Genomic DNA, 16021 nt, shown 5'->3' with positions numbered 1-16021 from the left:
ATTGCAGCACTATGGCAAATACTTCGACTTCTTCTGCAAGCCCGGCCGCTCAGGTGGCCGGGGCCGGTCACCACAAGGGCGCGCTGGTGCTGTTCTCGGGCGGCCAGGACTCGACCACCTGCCTGGCCCAGGCCCTGGCCATGTTCGAGCGCGTGGAGACGCTGGGCTTTGACTACGGCCAGCGCCACAGCGTGGAGATGCAGGTGCGCGCCGGCGTGCGCGAGCAGCTGGCTGAGCGCTTTCCCCTGTGGGCGCCTCGTCTGGGCGAGGACCATGTGCTGTCGCTCGACGTGCTCAAGCAGATCGGCGGCTCGTCCCTGACCGAGGATGTGGCTTTTGCCATGCAGGCCGACGGCCTGCCCAACACCTTTGTGCCGGGCCGCAATCTGCTGTTTCTGACGCTGGCCGGCGCGCTGGCCTATCGCCGCGGGCTGACGGTGATCGTCACCGGCGTCTGCGAGACCGATTACTCGGGCTACCCCGATTGCCGCGACGACACCATGAAGGCCCAGCAACTGGCGCTGAACCTGGGCCTGGAGCGCCGGCTGCGCATCGATACGCCGCTGATGTGGCTGGACAAGGCCCAGACCTGGCAACTGGCCCAGGACCTGGGCGGCAGCGAACTGGTGGAGCTGATCCGCACCGAGACCCATACCTGCTATCAGGGCACGCGCGATGCGCTGCACGAGTGGGGCTATGGCTGTGGCAGCTGCCCGGCCTGCGAGCTGCGTGCATCGGGCTGGCACAACTGGCGTGCCAGCCAGTCGGCTTGAAATTGATAGCTTCTTGCGCTTGATAAAAAAGGACTTCAGGCTGATAAAGCTATGAAGTCCTTTAATTGAATTCAGTAAATGCTCCTTAATAAGGAGCATTTTTTCGATGAACGCGATCAGGCGCTGGGCCGCGTGGCGATCTGCCCGGCCTGAATCTGCGCCGTCATCTGGCTGAGCCAGGCCTGGCTCTCGGGGCGCTCGAACAGAAAGTCCCAGATGGCATCGTGCTGGCGCGGTGTCAGGCCAAGCGCGCCATGGCGGCGCATATGTGCTTGCAGCCGCAGCACCTCGGGGTGCGTGAGCGGCAGCTGCATCACGGTCAGTGGCGGGCGCTGGCGGTAGCGGCGCTGGGGAATGTTCTTGCGGGGACGACTCATGGCAAAGCGATTCAAAGGTTAGACGGGCCAGACCACGCCGTTGTCGTTGAGGATGGCGTCCAGCGGCTGGTCATGGGCCTCGGGCTGGAAGTCATCGACATAGCCATTGGTGTAGCCCAGGCCCACGGTGAAGGGGCGCGGGCTCAGCTCGGCCAGCGTACGGTCATAGAAACCGCCGCCATAGCCGAGACGGTAGCCACCAGCCGCATAACCTACGCAGGGGACAAACAGCAGCGTGGGCACCAGCAGTTCGGTATCCTTGGGCTTGGGAATGCCATAGGCGTCCTCCTCCATCGGGCAACCGGGGTACCAGGCGTGAAAACTCAGCGTCTTGCGCTGTTTGTCTATCACCGGCAGCCCGATCCTGCGCCTTTGTGGAGTACCCTGTAGCTCGCCATCTTCCTTCCAGCGATGCAGGGCTGGCAGCGGATCGAATTCACCCTTGATGGGCCAGTAGGCACCAATCACGGTATCGGGCCGCTCCATCAGCCAAAAGCGCATCACCTGCTGCAGCGCATCGGCGCGTTGCAGGCGATCTGGAAGGTTGAGGCGCAGTTCAATCAACTTGCGGCGTAACGCTGCTTTGTCCATCGGATAATTTCCTCCATGCACTGGCTGAAGATTTTGACACCGCTTTGTGCGGCTTCCCTGTTGACTGTAGCTGCTCCCTTTGCGCAGGCACAAAACCCGGGCGACGCCGTGTTGCTGGATATGCAAAAAGCATTCCGCAGTCGCAATCAGACGGCGCTGACCCAGCTCCTGCCTCAGGCTGCCGGTCACCCCCTCGAACCTTGGGCCGCTTACTGGGAACTCAAGAACCGTCTGGAAACCGCCTCGCCCGATGAAATCCAGGGCTTTCTGAACCGCTATGCCGGCACCTATCAGGAAGACCGCTTGCGCAACGACTGGCTGCTGCTGCTGGGCAAGCAGCGCGACTGGAACACCTTCAGCCAGGTCTATCCCAAGTTCCGCATGCGCGACGACAAGTCCGTCACCTGTTACGCCCTGCTCGCCGATGCCTTGCAAGGCCGGGGCGCGCCCAATGTGGGCCAGCAGGTACGCGATCTGTGGCTGGCACAGAAGGATGCCGATGACGGCTGCACCACGGCCGCCGGCCAGCTGTATGCGAACAAGCTGATCACCGACGCCGATGTCTGGCGCCGTGCCCGTGTGGCTACCGAAAACAATCGCCAGAAGGCGGCCCGTGATGCGGTGGCCATCGTCGCCCCCGAGGCCGCCGACCAGGTGGCGCAGGTCTTTGCCTCGCCCGTCAAATACCTGGCAGGCCAGAGCAAGGCACGCGGCCGCGAACGCAAGGAGCTGGCCCTGCTGGCCCTGATCCGCATGGCGGCCAGCGACCCCGATGCGGCAGCCACGCAGATCGACGGCGGCTGGGGCGCCCAGCTCAACGGCGAGGAGCGCAACTGGGCCTGGGCTGTGGCCGGCAAGCAGGCTGCCTTCAAGCTCTCGGCCGATGCCAATAGCTATTTCGGCAAGGTGCGCCGCAACGAAGACCTGAGCGACGACCTGCTGGGCTGGAAGGCCCGTGCCGCCTTGCGTGCCGGCGACTGGAAGGCCGTGCGTCGCGCCATCGACGCCATGGGCCCGGAGCGCACCGACCCGACCTGGGCCTACTGGAAAGCCAAGGCCATGCTGGCGGGCCGCCCCAATGCCGAGGAAAAGGCCGAAGCCCGCCAACTGCTGGAGGACACGGCCGGCAGCCACAGCTTCTACGAGCAGCTGGCGCTGGAGGAAATCGGTCAGCGCATCACCGTGCCGCCCGCGCCCGCACCGTTGACGGCGCAGGAAAAAGCGGCGGCGCGCAGCAACCCCGGCCTGAGCCGTAGCCTGTATGCGATTGGCATGGGGCTGCGCAGCGAAGGCGTGCGCGAGTGGAACTATTCCACCAATCTGCACCAGCCCGGCGGCATGGAAGATCGCGAACTGTACGCGGCGGCCGATCTGGCCTGCGAGCGCCAGGTCTGGGATCGCTGCATCAACACCAGCGAGCGCACCAAGACCTTTGCCGACTGGAAGCAGCGCTTTCCCATGCCCTATCACGATACGGTGCTGGCCAAGTCGCGCAATATCGGGCTGGACCCGGCCTATGTCTACGGCCTGATCCGTCAGGAGAGCCGCTTCATCATGGATGCACGCTCGGGCGTGGGCGCTTCGGGGCTGATGCAGGTGATGCCGGCCACGGCGCGCTGGACGGCTAAAAAGATCGGCATGACGGGCTTCACTCCCGACATGATCAACGACCGCGACACCAATATCACCATCGGCACCTCCTATCTCAAGCTGGCGCTGGACGACTTCGAGGGTTCTATGGCGCTGGCTGCCGCGGGTTACAACGCCGGCCCGGGCCGCCCGCGCAACTGGCGCAACGGCCCCACGCTGGATGCCGCCATCTGGGCCGAAAACGTGCCCTTCAGCGAGACCCGCGACTATGTGAAGAAGGTGCTCTCCAACACCACCAACTATGCGGCGCTGATCACCGGCCAGCCTCAGTCGCTCAAAAGCCGACTGGGCACCATAGGCCCGCGCCCGGCCAATGATCCCGAGACCATGAAGGACTTGCCATAAGCGGGTGTTTCGATGAGCTGATTGCTCATTTATTAATAGTAAAAAGCGCTCTACCCGAAAGGTGTAGAGCGCTTTTTTATTGAACTCTTCAAGTGCTCAAACAAAGCCCGCGCCGAGGCGCGCGTGAAATAGCATGCAAAGACCCATGTAGGTGAATAACCTACAAACAGATGGCGAATGAGACTGGTTTGCGTTTACAAAAGTACATAATTGCAACCGTCAGAGCCCATAACGTCACATACAACCTCGGCTTTGTCTCCCTTTAGCTGCCTGCCAGCTGTCCAGAAGGCCCACCGGGCCGCCGCTTCCTACCCGTATCTGTGAACGACCTGCCCGAGGCAGGCCGAGGAGTCATCATGTCCAACGCAGCTCTCAGCCGCGCCCGCCATATTCGCTGGCAACCCCGTTTACTGGCCCTGGCCGCTGCCGCCGCATGCGCGGGCAATGCTTTTGCGCAAGCCAAGGAGTCCACCATGGAGGAGGTGGTGGTCTCGGCCTCCGGCTTCGAGCAAGAGCTGAAAAATGCCCCGGCCTCCATCTCCGTCGTGACGCGCCAGGAGCTTGAGACCAAGAACTTCCGCGATCTGGCCGAAGCCTTGCAGGGCGTGGAAGGCATCGATGTGATGGGCGGAACCGGCAAGACCGGCGGCCTCGACATCAGCATCCGTGGCATGCCCAGCGACTACACGCTGATCCTGATCGACGGGCGCCGCCAGAACGTGGCGGGCGACGTCACGCCCAACGGCTTCGGCGCCGCACTGACCAGCTTCATGCCGCCCATGTCGGCCATCGAGCGTATCGAAGTCATTCGGGGCCCCATGTCCACGCTCTATGGCTCGGACGCCATGGGCGGCGTGATCAACATCATCACGCGCAAGGTCAGCAAGGAGTGGGGCGGCGAAGTCAGCGTGGGCGCCGGCATTCCGCAAGACAGCGAATGGGGCAACCAGTACAAGAGCAGCTTCTACATCAACGGCCCCATCAAGCAGGATCTGCTGGGTCTGGCCGTGCGCGGCAGCACCTTCAACCGCGATGCCGCCGACTGGGTGCTGGCTCCTGGTGCCGCCCAGCCTGCACAGGCGCGCAACCCCGCGCCTGCGCAAAGCCGCCAGCACAGCCTGGGTGCCAAGCTGACACTGACGCCCAGCCGTTATCACGACATCTGGCTGGACGTGGACCAGGCCCGCACCTGGTACAACAACGAAGATGGCCGTCTGGGCAGTCGTGATGCGGTCATCACTGACCCCACCAAGCTGCCCGGCTACCGCGACGCCCTGCGCTTCAACCGCGATCAGGTCAGCATCGGCCATACCGGCCGCCTGGGCTTCGGCACGCTGGAAAGCAGCCTGATGCATACCGAAACCGAGACCATTGGCCGCACCATCCCCGGCGCGTCGGTGCCCAAGGGCGACCCGCGTGCTGGCGCCGATCGCGAGCTCAAGACCACCAATCTGGTGCTGGACAGCAAGCTGGTGGCCCCCGTGGGCGATGCCCATATGCTGACCGTGGGTGGCCAGTTCTGGGATGCCAAGCTCAAGGACGGCCTGCTGCCGCAAAGCCACAAGCAGACCATGTGGTCGCTGTTTGTCGAGGACGAATGGCGTCTGCGCCAGGGTCTGGCCGCCACGCTGGGCGGCCGCTATGACCACCATGATGCCTTTGGCGGCCAGTTCAGCCCGCGCGCCTATCTGGTCTGGGATGCGACGACGAACTGGACCTTCAAGGGCGGCGTGAGCCAGGGCTTCAAAGCCCCGCGTTTGAATCAGCTGATCGACGGTGTCAGCGGCGTGACCGGCCAGGGCCAGACCATCAGCATCGGCAACCCCAACCTCAAGCCCGAGACCAGCACCAATGTGGAGCTGTCGGCCCTGTTCGACAACAAGGCGGGCTGGACCAGCGCGGCAACCTTCTTCCACAACGATGTCAAGGACAAGATCGCCTCGGGCGGCTCTTGTGATCCTAAAAAGCCTGGCTCAGTCTACATCTCCAGCTGCGCTTACAACCCCACGGCCGATTACTCCATCAATGTGGACAAGGCCAAGACCTGGGGTCTGGAACTGAGCAGCCGCGCCCAGCTGGCCAAGGACTGGGCCGTCAAGGCCGGCTACACCTGGACCAACAGCGAGGTCATCGAAAAAGGCGTCAAGAACGGCCAGTTGGCCAACACTGCCAAGCATATTGCCAGCGCCCAGCTGGACTGGACGCCGAGCAGCCAGTGGCGTCTGTGGGCACGCGGCGAGTACCGCGGCAAGAGTCCGCGCTTCAGCGGCTCTTACGACAACTTGAGCAAGGCCAACAGGGACGTGTATGACGCCGTGGGCGATATCAAGGGCTATGCGCTGTTCCATCTCGGAGGCAGCTATCAGGTCAACAAGAGCCTGAGCATCAACGCCAGCATCTTCAATCTGTTCGACAAGGACTTCCGCAAGTATCAGCAGGTGAGCGTCAACGGCACGCCGACCTGGGTGAACAGCTATTTCCAGGGCGGCCAGAGTGTGTCGGGCGTGACCCAGGCCGGTCGTACCTTCTGGATCACGGCGAACATGAAGTTCTGAGGCTGAGCGCTTTACAAGCGGCATGAGCTTCTGAATCAGGAGCTGTCAGCGCAGTTCACTCATCGGTTTCAAACTGTTTTATGTCTGAAACCATGGGCGAAAAAGCGCAGGCAGCTCCTGTTTTCATATTTCTGATTATTGTTTACACTTCTTTACAAATGCCGGTTCTGCGCATGGCAGGCCAGCACTGAGTGAGGAGAAGTCGTAATGTCAGCAGCAAAAGGCCGCGTGCTCATGGCCACGCTGGGACTGGTCTGGGCCGGTGCCCTGGTGGCACAGCCCGTCTACAAATGGGTGGATGCGCAAGGGCAGACGCATTACGGCTCGCAGCTGCCGCCACAGCAGGCGGATGCATCGCAGGTCAAGGTCTCGCCCAACGGCAGCTCCGGTGCGGGCGCGGGGCGCTTTGGCGAAGGGCCGGAGGCCCGCAATCCCGACGGCACCAGGAAGCTGCCCAAGGGCGCTCAGGAAATGGCCGACGGCCTGGCCCAGGGCCTGAGAAAGGTCGACGGCAAGGAGGTGGCGCTGAACTGCGCGCTGGCGGTGGACAACATCCGCAGCCAGATCGAGACCATGCTGGAAAACGGCCAGAAAAACCTCAGGGGCGGCTATATCACCCAGGCTCAGTACGACAGCTCGGCGGGCAACTTCGTGAAGTTGCGCTCCCAGGCCACGGTCAGCGACTGCAAGGCCGCCACGGGCCGCTCGCGCGATATGTACCAGTGCATGACCAGCATGCACAACCACCTGGTCGGCTGCGCCGAAAAGCACAGACCCTGAGCAGCTCGGCCGGTTTCAGAACACTTCTCAGGTCTCGGCCCACATGCGCAGCAGGTTGTGATAGTGGCCGGTCAGGCTGACGGTTTCCTCGGTTTCGCCGAACTTTCCGCGCAGGCCAGTGATGGCCTGATCCATCTCGAACAGCATGGCGCGGCGTGCATCGTCACGCACCATGCTCTGGGCCCAGAAGAAGGAGCAGACCCGCTCGCCGCGTGTCACTGGCTCGACCCGGTGCAGGCTGGTTGACGGGTAGAGAATGAGATCGCCCGCAGGCAGCTTGACCTCGTGCGTGCCGTAGGTGTCAACCACGACCAGCTCGCCGCCCTCGTAGTCCTCGGGCTCGCAGAGAAACAGCGTGCAGGACACATCGGTGCGCAGCCACTGCTCGGAGCCAGCGACGCGGCGTGCCGCGCCGTCCACATGCAGGCCGTAGGTTTCGCTGTCGCTGTAGCGGTTGAACAGCGGCGGCATGGTGCGCGCGGGCAGGGCGGCGCTGAAGAACAGCGGGCTGGCGGCCAGCGCCTGCAAGATGATGCGGCCCTGCTCCTGGGCCACGGGCGAATGCTCGGGCAGTTGCCGGTTGCGCTTGACCTGGGCGCCCTGGCTGCCCACGGTGGCGCGGCCGTCGACCCAGTCGGCGGCAGCTATGGCGACACGCATGCTGGCGACCTGCTCGCGGCTCAGGACCTGGGGGATATGCAGCATCATTTCTTGAATTTCCTTGGACGGGAAAGCCCCGCAGGCGCGGGGCTGAAAGCGTAAAAAGAGGGCACAGCCTTCAAGCTGGCATGGCCCAAGCCAGGGACATCAAGCAAGGGCCGCCCCGCAGCGAAGATGTCGTCCCCCTCCGGCGCTCAGCGCCAGAGAGGGGGAAGGCGCGGAGCGCCTCAGGGGGAGAACTTCCAATCAGAACTTGAAGTTTGCCGTCAGACGGGCCGAGCGTGCAATGCCGGGGAAGTAGCGGTAGCCGCTCTTGTTGATGGCCGCCACATAGTCCTTGTCGAACAGATTGAAGACATTGAGCTGGATGTCCAGATTCTTGTTCACGCGGTAGCTGGCCATGGCATCGAACACCCAGTAGGCGTCCGTGTGGTTGGGCGTGCCCACGGCACCGTCCGTGCCGCGCTTGAGGCCGCCCGCATAGCGCGCGCCGCCGCCAATCGTCAGGCCGAAGGGCAGCTGGTAGGTGCTCCACAGGCTGAAGGCATTCTTGGGCGTATAGGTCAGGCCGTTGCTGGCGTCGGCTGCCACCAGGGCGCCGGTGTCGACCTTGGTGTTCTGCACGGTGTAGCCCGCGCTCACGCCCCAGGCCTTGTTGATCTGGCCGATCACGCCCAGCTCCAGGCCCTGCACGATCTTCTTGCCGGTCTGGCCCACGGTGCCGTCGGAGTTGGTGACGATCTCGTTGGTCACCTCGGTACGGAACAGCGCGCCGCTGAGCATCAGATTCTTTTCCGCCAGCTCCCATTTGCTGCCCAGCTCCAGCGTCTTGGCCTTTTGCGGGTCCATATTGGGGTTGGCGGCATTGTTCACCGCAGCCGACAGCGCAAAGTTGCTGCCGCCCGGTGGCTGCTGCGAGAGCGCGTAGTTCAGATAGACGCTGCCATTGGGCGCGGGCTTGTAGAGCAGGCCGGCCTTCCAGCTCAGCAAGGTGCCGGATTTGCTCAGACCGTCGGACGTGGTGGGCACCACGGTGCCCACGGGGTTGCTGCCGCAGGGCTGGGTGGTCGAGGTGGCCGCGCAGACCGCCATGGCGTTGTACGAGGTCTTGTAACGGTCCAGGCGCAGACCCAGATTGGCCTGCCACTGGTCGTTGAACTTCAGCGTGTCGAAGGCATACAGCGCCACGGTGTCGGTCTTGCCCTTGCTGTCGGCACCGTTGCGTACATAGGCAGGCAAAGTGACGCTGGCGTCGGGGTTGTATACGCTGACCCGGCTGGGTACCGAGCCTGAGGTGGCCAGGCCGTAGTTGGTCTGTTCCTCGCGCGTCAGCTCCAGGCCCAGGCTCAGATCATGCTGCACGCTGCCGGTGGCAAGGCTGGTGTTCAGATTGGTCTGGTTGGTCAGGATGCGGTTGACCTGATCCTTGGTGTTGATGAGGCGCGCCATCGACCATGTGGATGGATCGGCGGGGTTGGGAGTCTGCAGACCATTGCTGCCCAGTACTCCACTCGCAGAATAGCCTTGGCCCATGATGGCCGAGAGCAGATAGTCCTGCTTGGTCTCGCCCCAGCGCGTGGTGTTGCGCAGCTTGGTGGTGGACGAGAAGTCATGCTCCACCTTCAGCGTCGCCATATTGGCCGTCACATCGTCGTGATCGGAGGCCGTGCCGTAGAAGTTCTTGCTGTTGACGCGTGCTGCAGAATCCAGAAAGGCGCGGCGGCCTGCATAGCCTGCAGCGTCGGGCGAGGTGTAGCCGGGCAGGCCGATGGTGGCGACGCCGCCGTCGGGCACATTGCTTTGCTTGATGTGCAACAGGTTCACGAACACGCGGGTGGGCGAGTTCAGACCGAAGGCAAACGAGGGTGCAATGCCCCAGCGGTTGTTCTCGATGCCGTTGCGGCCCGCCACATTGGCGTCCTGGGCCGTGGCGTTCAGGCGCACGGCCGTGCCGGTCTCGGCATTGATGACGCGATTCAGGTCGATGCTGGCACGCTTGTAGCTGGCCGAGCCCAGGCCCAGCGAGCCGCCGAAGCTGTTGTTCAGATTGGCCTGCTTGCTCACCAGGTTGATGGCCCCCGTGGGGGCGCTGCGGCCGTAGTCGGTGCCGGCCGGGCCCTTGGTGACTTCGACCTGGTCGATGTTGAACATATCGCGCGAGATCGAGCCGATGTCGCGCACGCCGTCCACGTAGATGCTGCTGGAGCTGTCGAAGCCACGCATATAGACGGCGTCGCCCGTGCTGGTATTGCCGTTCTCGCCTGCGTAGAAGGTGCCAGCGCCGGGCACATTGCGCAGCGCCTCGGTCAGCGTGGTGGCGCCTTGCTCCTGCAGCAGTTGCTCCTTGATGACGTTGACGGTCTGCGTGGTGTTGACCAGCGGCTGGGTGAACTTGGGCGAAGACAGCTGGCCGGGCGTGTAGCCGGTGTCGGCATTGCCCTCCACCTTGACTTCCTTGAGTGCGGTTTCTGCAGTCTGGGCCATTGCTGGCATTGCCAGCGTGGCGCCGGCCAGCACGGTGGCGCAGGCGACCAGACCGGCGGAGGAGGGCAAGCGGCCCGCGGAATGCTTGCGGCTTTGGATATAGATGTTGGATTGAGCCATGTTGAAAGGACTGGAAGTGAAGACAGTTGGCTGGCTGGTACGGGCTGTCTGCACTTGTGATGCGAGCGCGGACGAGGGTGGCGTCCGGGCGAAGTCCTGGCTGGCTAAAGCGTACTCGGGTACGAATGCAGTGGATGATAATGATTCTTAATATAACTTTGCGAAAGTTTACGGAGAATCATGTCTGGCGTTGTTGCATAGCAACATGGTCGGGATAGGCGGGCGCTCGCTTCACTTCAGATATAAGAGCATCCACCGCTTCTTAAATAAGCTTTTCTTGCGGATATGTCATTGAAATCAATGAGTGACGTGCGCTAGCTGCTACTTTTTTAAGAGTTCTGGTCGGCTTGAGGTCTGGGCGCTGTCCCTGGCCTGCAGCAGCAGCCCGTGCAGCAAGCCCTGCTGGGCTTCGGGAAAGTCGCTGAGCAGCTCGGTGGCTATCTGCTCGCGCCGGTGCCTGAGCTGATCGAACAGCTGCTGTCCCCGGGCGCTGAGCTGCAGGCAGCGTACGCGCTTGTCGGCTTCGCTGGCCGAGCGCTCCAGCCAGCCCTTGTCCTGCAACTGGGCCAGGGTGCGCGCCATCTGGGCCTTGTCGGTGTGGCTGTGCTCGACCAGTTCCTTTTGCGTGATGCCGGGGTGGCGGCCGGTGTGCATGAGGATGCGGAATTCGTTGAAGGTCAGCCCCGGTTGCACCGCTTCAAGCGACTCAAGCAGGCGCGCGCGAAACAGGTGCAGCAGATCGTGCAGCACCTCGAACACATCGGCGGCGATGGATGAACTCATGGTGGGAAAGGTTGTTTGTTGACTTAGTCAACTTATTAATGGATATTTCGTGGACTTTATCAACTTAATGAAAATCATGTCCAACACCGAGACAGTGTCCATCATGCAGCGTGTACGCCACGAATTCCGCTCGCGCCATGTGCAGTTGCTGGCGCGCGAGCAGCTCAGCCCCGGCTTTATCCGCCTGACTGTGGGTGGCCCCGAGCTGGCAGGCTTTGTCAGCGCGGGCTTTGACGACCACACCAAGCTCATCCTGCCCCAGGCCGGGATGGACAGGCCCAATCTGCCGCAGATGGTCGACGGTCGCCCCCATATAGCCGGCGAGCGCCCCACCATGCGCGACTACACGCCGCTGAACTACGACGCGGCCCGCCACACGCTGCAGCTGGAGTTCGCCGAGCATGGCTCGGGCCCGGCCGTGGAATGGGCGCGCACAGCACCCATCGGCCAATGGCTGGGCCTGGCCGGCCCGCGCGGCAGCCTGGTTGTCCCCGCCGATCTGGACTGGCATGTGCTGCTGGGCGATGAAAGCGCCATGCCCGCCATGGAGCGCCGCCTGGCGGAACTGCCGGCCGGCAGCAGCGTCATCGTCCGGGTGCAGATCGGCAATCAGCTCGATCAACGCCACTGGAGCAGCGCTGCAGCGCTGGACCTGCAGTGGGTGAGTTCGCTGGCCGATGCGGTGGATGCGCTGGAACTGCCCGAAGGCGAGGGCTTTGTCTGGGCCGCAGGCGAGAATCGCGCCATGGCCGATCTGCGCAAGCGCATTCTGGCCAAGCCCGGAGCCAATCCCAAGCGCATGCGGATTGCTTCCTACTGGAAGCAGGGCGAGGCCGCCCACCACGAGGAACTGAGCGCGAATGACTGAAGAGACAGGTCCGCCTTCACGACTCACTGCAATACTGCGTCGCAAGCTGCACAAGCGCTACACCCCCCTGGTGTTTGCCTTCTACATGGCGCTGATCATGGCGTTTCTCATGTGCTGCATCATCGTGGCTGCCAGCGGCGGCCTGGGCGCAGGCTATGGGTGGCGGGTGCTCAAGGCCTATGCGCTGGCCATGCCTTCAGCCTTTGCTTGCGTGGTGTTGGTGCGTCCGCTGGTCATGCGGCTGGTTGCAGCCACCGTGCAGCACTGAGCGTTCCTCACTGATTGAGCAGGACGGGGGCGCCGGTTGCATCGCGCCGCAGCTTGGCTGCGCCGCTGGCCACCAGGCTCTCGATCAGGCTATCCAGCCATTGCTGTGCCGTTTGCGCGCCAAAGTAGCTCTGGTGCAGAGTGCCGAAATAGGGAGTGGCATGAACCCAGCTCTGCAGCTCCTGCACCCTGATGCTTTGCCATTCCAGCAGCTTGTATTTGAGCAGCACCTTGGCGGCATAGCTGGCATGGCGCTCCGGCGCCTGGACAAAGCCGGCCAGCCGCTTGCGGGCAATGCCCAGAGCCATCTGAACATCGCCAAACAAGCCGCCGTGTCCGGGCACGACAAGCCGGGGCTCCAGGCGCTCGATCACGTCCAGGGTCGCGGCGACCTCATCGAAGGCGGCAATGCCTTCGATCTCGGGGAAGACCACGCCAAAGCCGTTTTCCCATAGCGCATCGGCAGAGATCAGGATGCGGCTGTCAGGCTCGAACAGAATCACAGAATGCGGATCATGGCCGGGGGCTGCATGGATCTGCCAGTCGCGGCCCGACAGGCCTATCGTGCTGCCTGGCTGCAGCAAGCCCGTGATGGCAAAGCGCGGGCATTCCTGGCCCGTGGGGGCGTAGCTGAGGGCGGCTTCGTCCCAGTTGCGCACCTGCTCGGCCTGGCCTGGTGCGATAAAGGTCTGCACCTGTGGATAAGCCTGCTGTAGTGCAGCATTGCCTCCGCAATGGTCGCTGTGCAGATGGGTGTTGAGAATGCGCGCCAGCGGCTGACCTGCCAGCGTGCTTTCGATCAGCGCCAGTGTTTGTGCGGAGTGCGTGACATAGCCGGTGTCGATGACGGCAGCACCTTCGGCATCGCCGGCCTGTGCGGCAAAGACGATATTGTTGGCTGACAGCCAGCCGCGCTCCAGCACGGTCATGCCGGGCGGCAGTGGGACATGCATTGCCGGGGATGCATTCATCGGGCTGGTCTCCTGTGCGGTGCTTTGTTTGCACAAGCCTAGCAGACCGCTCATCACGCAGCTGTCGCGCGGGCGAGCTGCTCAGTGCTGCTCAGTGCGATTCGGCCGAAGACAGGATGTTGCGGCGAATCACCACGGGCTTGCCGCCAAAGCGTTGCTTGGACAGCCAGTGCGCCAGGGCCGAATCGAGATGCGTGGCGTGGCCGGGAAACCAGTCCACCAGGGCCTTGGTCAGATCGCGGCAAAGGGCTACATTGCCTTCGGCGAGCTTGACGCGGACCTCTGCCACCGACTTGAGCACGGCCGCATGTTCGTCGATATGGCAGTCGCGCGGCGGGAAGCCGGTGCTCAGCATCCACTGGTCCTCTTCGGCAAAGTGGTGCTGCAGATGGGTCTGCATGGCTTGCAGCAGACTGGGCAGCTCGCTGTCTTCGGCGGTTTGCAGCAGGGCAATCAGCTCGACGAATTCCTCGTGCAGCTCGTCCATGGGCCCGTGGCCCATGAGCAGATGGTCTCCCCAGACCAGGGTGGCGGTGTGGCTCATGGCAATGTCTTCTTGTGAATGCTTCGGAGTGTGCGCAGCTTGTCTCTGAAGACCATTATGCAAGCCGTATCGGTGGGCAGGCATCCTCCAAAAGAGGGGGCGGTCTGCCGTGCGGGCAAAGAAAAAGCCTCTTGAACCGAAATCCAAGAGGCTTTGTCTGGTGCGCGATACATGGATCGAACATGTGACCCCTGCCGTGTGAAGGCAGTGCTCTACCGCTGAGCTAATCGCGCTTTAACTGGTGGGTGATACATGGATCGAACATGTGACCCCTGCCGTGTGAAGGCAGTGCTCTACCGCTGAGCTAATCACCCGAAGACCGCAATTCTAGCAGCAACTTTGGAAGTCTTCGGGAAAACTCGTAAATTTTCTGAAAAACTCAGTTCGAGCGCAGCTCGCGCCGCAGGATCTTGCCCACATTGGTCTTGGGCAGTTCGTCGCGGAACTCGATATAGCGTGGCCGTTTGTAGCCGGTCAACTGCTCCTGGCAGTAGCGCATGACTCGATCCTCCGTCAGCGAGGAGTCGCTGCGCACCACATAGACCTTGATCGATTCGCCCTGCTGATCGTCCTTGACGCCCACGGCTGCGCATTCGAGCACGCCGGGGCACATGGAGATGACGTTCTCCAGCTCGTTCGGATAGACGTTGAAGCCGCTGACCACCATCATGTCCTTCTTGCGGTCGATGATGCGGGTGTATCCCTCGTCGTCCAGCACACCGATGTCGCCGGTGCGCATATAGCCGTCGGCCGTGAAGGCCTTGGCGGTCTCTGCAGGCTGGTTGTAGTAACTGTGCATGACGTTGGGGCCCTTGATGCAGAGCTCTCCCGCCTGGCCGTTCGGCAGGTCGTGGCCTTCATCGTCCTTGATGGCGATCGAGATGCCGGGCAGAGGCAGGCCTATGGTGCCGGTGAACTCCTTGTTGGTCACGGGATTGTTCGTGCCTATGGCACAGGTCTCGCTCATGCCCCAGCCTTCAATCATGGCGCAGCCCGTGGTCTGTTGCCACTGACGCGCCGTGCCTTCGGACGCCGCCATGCCGCCTGCCTGGGAGATGAACAACTGCGAGAAATCGAGTTGGCGGAACTCCGGGTTGTTGAGCAGCGCATTGAACAAGGTGTTCACGGCTGGCAGCACATGGAAGGGCCGCTTCTTGAGCACCTTCACAAATTTCGGGATATCGCGTGGGTTGGGAATCAGACTCAGACTGCCGCCCAGTCGCATGGCGAACAGGCTCACGGTGAGCGCGAAGATGTGATAGAGCGGCAAGGCCGCCACGATATGGGTCTCATTGGCCTTGACCCTGCCTTCCAGCGCTGGGGTGAACCAGGTATGGGCCTGCAGCGTGGCGGCGACGATGTTGCGATGGGTCAGTACCGCCCCCTTGGACAGGCCTGTGGTGCCGCCCGTGTATTGCAGAAAGGCGATCGAGTCCAGCGTGGCCGTGCTGGGGATGAGCTTGCGTCCTGCGCCCTCGGTCAGAGCCTTGCTGAACTGGGTGACCTGGCGCTGCTGGCTGCCGGCGCCTGAATCCGAGCCAAGGGGCAGGTCAAAGGCCGGCACCATCTTGGCCAGGTGGCGCACGGCAAAGGTGATCCAGCTGCCGTACAGGCCGCCGAGCAGATCGCCCATGCTGGTCAGGCAGATATGGCGGATATGGCTGCGCTCCAGCACCTGAGCCAGGGTGTGGGCAAAGTTCTCCAGAATGATGATCGCCGTGGCACCCGAGTCTTTGAGCTGATGCTCGAGCTCGCGCGCGGTGTAGAGCGGGTTGACGTTGACGCAGGTAAAGCCTGCACGCAGCACGCCGGCCATGCTGACGGCGAACTGCGGCACATTGGGCAGCATGATGGCCACGCGCGCCCCTGGTTCCAGACCCAGACTCTGCAGCCAGGCCCCCATCTGTGCGGATAGCCTGTCCAGCTCTGCATAGCTCATCCAGCGGTCCATGCAGACCGAAAACGGCCGCTCTGCATGCTGGCTGAAGGCCTCTTCGAGCAGGTGCACCAGCGAGCGGTACTGCTCGGGCTGCACATCGTGCGGCACATTGGGCGGATAGTTCTTGAACCAGGGAGCGGCAGCGTCCATAAAAGAGGTACCTTGCAGAAGCCGCTCGTCGTCCAGGGAAGCGGGCGGCGGGTTGAACAAAGAAGGCTAGCGTGCAAAACCTGCGCTGCGGCTGATTCTGCGGATGCGCTCTGTCAGGGTCTACGGGGGCTTGTCCTAGGCGCTGAGCGGCATGCTTGCTACGC

14 protein-coding genes and 2 tRNA genes are annotated in these 16021 nt (G+C 62.8%); 6 read left to right on the top strand and 10 right to left on the bottom strand.

The features are described 5' to 3' along the window. Positions 1-11 precede the first annotated feature (11 nt). Positions 12-773, top strand: coding sequence for a 7-cyano-7-deazaguanine synthase QueC (gene queC / locus FSY45_RS05010; RefSeq protein ID WP_003067983.1), 762 nt, complete (start codon positions 12-14; stop codon positions 771-773). A gap of 116 nt (positions 774-889) precedes the next feature. Here the strand turns inward: queC and FSY45_RS05005 are convergent, their stop codons facing one another. Continuing rightward, positions 890-1150, bottom strand: a complete 261-nt coding sequence (locus FSY45_RS05005; RefSeq protein WP_012839944.1) for a hypothetical protein — start codon at positions 1148-1150, stop codon at positions 890-892. An 18-nt stretch (positions 1151-1168) separates the two neighbouring features. Further along, positions 1169-1741: a 5-formyltetrahydrofolate cyclo-ligase gene (locus FSY45_RS05000; RefSeq protein WP_003067985.1), complete on the bottom strand. Its 573-nt coding sequence runs from the start codon at positions 1739-1741 to the stop codon at positions 1169-1171. Positions 1742-1756: 15 nt separating this feature from the next. Between FSY45_RS05000 and FSY45_RS04995 the strand changes: the two genes are divergently transcribed. The 3 genes from FSY45_RS04995 to FSY45_RS04985 all read left to right on the top strand — a co-directional run bounded on the left by FSY45_RS04995 (position 1757) and on the right by FSY45_RS04985 (position 7071). Continuing rightward, a complete protein-coding gene (locus FSY45_RS04995) occupies positions 1757-3736 on the top strand; it encodes a lytic transglycosylase domain-containing protein (RefSeq protein ID WP_148747952.1) in 1980 nt (659 codons plus the stop codon). Between the two features lie 356 nt (positions 3737-4092). Beyond that, positions 4093-6291 carry a TonB-dependent receptor domain-containing protein gene (locus tag FSY45_RS04990; RefSeq protein ID WP_003067987.1) on the top strand — a complete coding sequence of 733 codons (2199 nt, stop codon included), beginning with the start codon at positions 4093-4095 and terminating at the stop codon, positions 6289-6291. A gap of 207 nt (positions 6292-6498) precedes the next feature. Beyond that, positions 6499-7071: a DUF4124 domain-containing protein gene (locus tag FSY45_RS04985; RefSeq protein WP_148747951.1), complete on the top strand. Its 573-nt coding sequence runs from the start codon at positions 6499-6501 to the stop codon at positions 7069-7071. Between the two features lie 27 nt (positions 7072-7098). Here FSY45_RS04985 and FSY45_RS04980 read toward each other — a convergent pair whose 3' ends face one another. From FSY45_RS04980 to FSY45_RS04970, 3 genes are all read right to left on the bottom strand, one after another. Further along, the gene (locus FSY45_RS04980) at positions 7099-7779 is read right to left on the bottom strand and encodes a Fe2+-dependent dioxygenase (protein WP_148747950.1); all 681 of its coding nucleotides are present in this window, start codon (positions 7777-7779) and stop codon (positions 7099-7101) included. 198 nt (positions 7780-7977) lie between these two features. Beyond that, the gene (locus FSY45_RS04975) at positions 7978-10335 is read right to left on the bottom strand and encodes a catecholate siderophore receptor Fiu (RefSeq protein WP_148747949.1); all 2358 of its coding nucleotides are present in this window, start codon (positions 10333-10335) and stop codon (positions 7978-7980) included. 321 nt (positions 10336-10656) lie between these two features. After that, on the bottom strand, positions 10657-11118 hold the full coding sequence (locus tag FSY45_RS04970) for a MarR family winged helix-turn-helix transcriptional regulator (RefSeq protein ID WP_057093653.1): 462 nt from the start codon (positions 11116-11118) through the stop codon (positions 10657-10659). A 67-nt stretch (positions 11119-11185) separates the two neighbouring features. Between FSY45_RS04970 and FSY45_RS04965 the strand changes: the two genes are divergently transcribed. After that, positions 11186-11986: a siderophore-interacting protein gene (locus FSY45_RS04965; protein WP_148747948.1), complete on the top strand. Its 801-nt coding sequence runs from the start codon at positions 11186-11188 to the stop codon at positions 11984-11986. Then, on the top strand, positions 11979-12254 hold the full coding sequence (locus tag FSY45_RS04960; RefSeq protein ID WP_148747947.1) for a DUF2798 domain-containing protein: 276 nt from the start codon (positions 11979-11981) through the stop codon (positions 12252-12254). Before FSY45_RS04965 ends, FSY45_RS04960 begins: the two co-directional genes overlap by 8 nt. Positions 12255-12261: 7 nt before the next feature. Here FSY45_RS04960 and FSY45_RS04955 read toward each other — a convergent pair whose 3' ends face one another. From FSY45_RS04955 to FSY45_RS04935, 5 genes are all read right to left on the bottom strand, one after another. Continuing rightward, positions 12262-13224 (bottom strand): MBL fold metallo-hydrolase, encoded by a 963-nt coding sequence (locus FSY45_RS04955; protein WP_148747946.1) that lies wholly within the window; start codon positions 13222-13224, stop codon positions 12262-12264. Between the two features lie 91 nt (positions 13225-13315). Next, positions 13316-13768 carry a bacteriohemerythrin gene (locus FSY45_RS04950; protein ID WP_148747945.1) on the bottom strand — a complete coding sequence of 151 codons (453 nt, stop codon included), beginning with the start codon at positions 13766-13768 and terminating at the stop codon, positions 13316-13318. 158 nt (positions 13769-13926) lie between these two features. After that, positions 13927-14001 (bottom strand) — tRNA-Val (locus tag FSY45_RS04945). A gap of 6 nt (positions 14002-14007) precedes the next feature. Further along, a tRNA-Val gene (locus FSY45_RS04940) sits at positions 14008-14082 on the bottom strand. Positions 14083-14147: 65 nt separating this feature from the next. After that, positions 14148-15857 carry an AMP-binding protein gene (locus FSY45_RS04935; RefSeq protein WP_148747944.1) on the bottom strand — a complete coding sequence of 570 codons (1710 nt, stop codon included), beginning with the start codon at positions 15855-15857 and terminating at the stop codon, positions 14148-14150. Positions 15858-16021: the final 164 nt, after the last annotated feature.

The organism is Comamonas sp. Z1, assembly GCF_008121555.1.
Lineage (GTDB): Bacteria > Pseudomonadota > Gammaproteobacteria > Burkholderiales > Burkholderiaceae_C > Comamonas > Comamonas thiooxydans.
The sequence above is the reverse complement of the archived record's forward strand: the minus strand, read 5'-3'. Positions and strand labels throughout refer to the sequence as shown.